Annotated in this window: 1 protein-coding gene; it reads right to left on the bottom strand. The window is 47.4% G+C overall.

The window, feature by feature from the left end:
* Positions 1-184: 184 nt before the first annotated feature.
* Positions 185-2,050 (bottom strand): autotransporter domain-containing protein, encoded by a 1,866-nt coding sequence (locus tag KDK17_RS19240; protein ID WP_257288845.1) that lies wholly within the window; start codon positions 2,048-2,050, stop codon positions 185-187.
* Positions 2,051-2,475 lie beyond the last annotated feature (425 nt).

Genomic DNA, 2,475 nt, shown 5'->3' on the forward strand with positions numbered 1-2,475 from the left:
CTTCAAAGAATTGACACGATTCAGGGAATCAATGGCTTTCCCAGTGAATAACAAAGATCTGTTGCCATGATCCTGTAAGCCTGCATGAGATCAGGTGATGCTGGACGCGTCTGTAAAGCAAGTCAGTCAGCACAAAAAAAGGCCGGATTGGTGTATGCCGAACCGGCCTTTTTTATTATCCACCTCAGAAAGCGGCTGAATACGTCAAACTGACCTGCTCGGAGCCATCAGCCTGATCGCTATAGTTATAACTCAGGCGCAACTTGCCATCACCCAAATCCATAGCGGCGCCCAGATTAGCGGTAACGAAGCCGCCTTCATCCACATAGGCTCCGGGTAGGTGGTACTGCCCAAAATTCAAATTGGTATTAGTGACATTAATGCTCTCAAAGCCACCTTCCTGCTCATCTGTATGATACATTTCGGCGTCAATGACAATGGTTTCCGTGAGCTGCATACTCCCCATAAAACCAGCACGCAACTGCATACTTTCTGTGGATTGATTCCCCCAGTCGTAATTGGAAATTTCGCCGCCACTCTCGGTATAACCGTTAACAGAAGCATAAATGGTTTGTAATCCCAGAACGGGGCCAAAAACAAACCTCGCCGATTGATCCAGCAGATTGTAGCCAGCCAGAAGATCCAGCCCCAAAGCATAACCGTCGGTATCACCCTTGGCAGTGTAAGTTTGCGAACCCATGGTGAAGCCCCGCGCAAGGTCAGAATAATCCATATTGGTATAACCCAGTGCACCTTCCACAAACCAGGCACCTTCACGATAACCATAAAGAATATTCAGACCATAATTGTTTGCCTCAAACGATGAATCATCGACATCCAGCTCATTCTGCCCCAGAGTAAGAGCAACACCCAAAAAATGATTGTCATCCAGGCTTTTGATCAATCCCACTGTGGATGAGTAACGATCATCTTCGGGACTTAAGCCGCCATCCAGCTCACTGCTCCCCGAAGCGCCACTGATAAACCAACCACTTTTTACATCCTTCCAGCGGGACTGACGCATTTCATTGGCGACTGCACTGAATTGACTGCGAGCTGCACTGAGCCCCATCTGTGGTAGCAATCCCACTTTCCTGGGGGCTATGATGATATCCGCGATGTAATCTGCAGCCAGAGCATGGGTTTTACCGGTGGGGTGCAAAAAATCATTAAAAATCAGGCTGTCAGGGTCCGGAGCAGTGCCATCAACTCCATAGACCGGATGCTCGAAACATGAGGTTGAAGGACCAGTACTGCCCGCCAAACCATTGTCATAACAGGTATACACCTGATCGATTGCAGCGCCGGTAACAGCTGCATCCACGCCTGAGGCAAAGCCAAATTGATCAGCATCCCTGATAATAAGATCTATAAAACCCTGAAAATCTACCGGTATCACATTGGCACCGGTTTGGTTGACAAAAATTTCAAGCGCCTGGTTGTAACCGGCAGCAGCAGTACTTGCCACAACGGCATCATTCGGGTCAGCCAGAGCAGCCAGTTGAGTGAGGGGAATCCGCCCCATATCAGGCAAATTTGCCAACATGATATAGTTGGCACCAGCATTACTCAGAGCACCCACTGCTGTAGCCATATTCTGGGCTGATGCCTGAATCGCTGCCGCTTGATCGGGCGCACTCGACCATGTTCCAGCTAAATCATTCCCCCCACCATCGAGAAAGTAGAGTGCATTTCCAGAAGCTGAAGGGTTATCAATCAAGTAAGAATTGAAATTCCCCCCTCGGGTCGTAACGGTGTTTGCAGGATCCTGAAGGGCTACACCTCCAACTATGGAGTCCAGAACATCGGCGGTTTGATAGCCACCAACTGCATAGTTGTTACCGCCGTTGGCAAGAATATCAATATTCAATCCCAAGGCCTTAGCCAGCAATTCAGTAGCTATGACTCCGCCATCATTTGTCGCATAAGAGAAGTTGCCTGTATCCAGCAAACTGTCACCGAACACATAAAAGTCACTAAAGGGTTGCTCGGCCTGAGCACCAAAAGATACGGCTGCAGCCACAGCAGCAGATAGAATTTTCCGCCTCATCTTCTTTCCTTATTATTGTTATGATGATTGTTATATGCAGTACTGTGGTGCTATTTTTAGCACCGTGACCAGAATTTAGCAATCAGTCATTAATAAGAAAGTTGTTTACTTCACATCCTCAGAATAGTGATCGGACTACCTGACTCCCAACTCAAATAACTGGACATACAGCACTGTCTGGTATGAGATACAGCCAATAACCGGCATATGACGCCAGAATGGCATTATGATTATACGTTCATTGATGATCTGTATTGCCAATACTGGCTCCTCTTTGAAATGGCCGAGTCGGTAGGCTGTGTCTCGATGATCTGCTGAATTTTTTGCGTGATCTCAATGTGCATCATCACCTTTTATGCCCTCGGCTCACTCTTCTTGATTTCCTGAAGCAGCAAACTCACCGGTCTTTATTATCGTTCTTTGAA

This window comes from Endozoicomonas sp. SESOKO2 (assembly GCF_024606245.1).
Lineage (GTDB): Bacteria > Pseudomonadota > Gammaproteobacteria > Pseudomonadales > Endozoicomonadaceae > Endozoicomonas_A.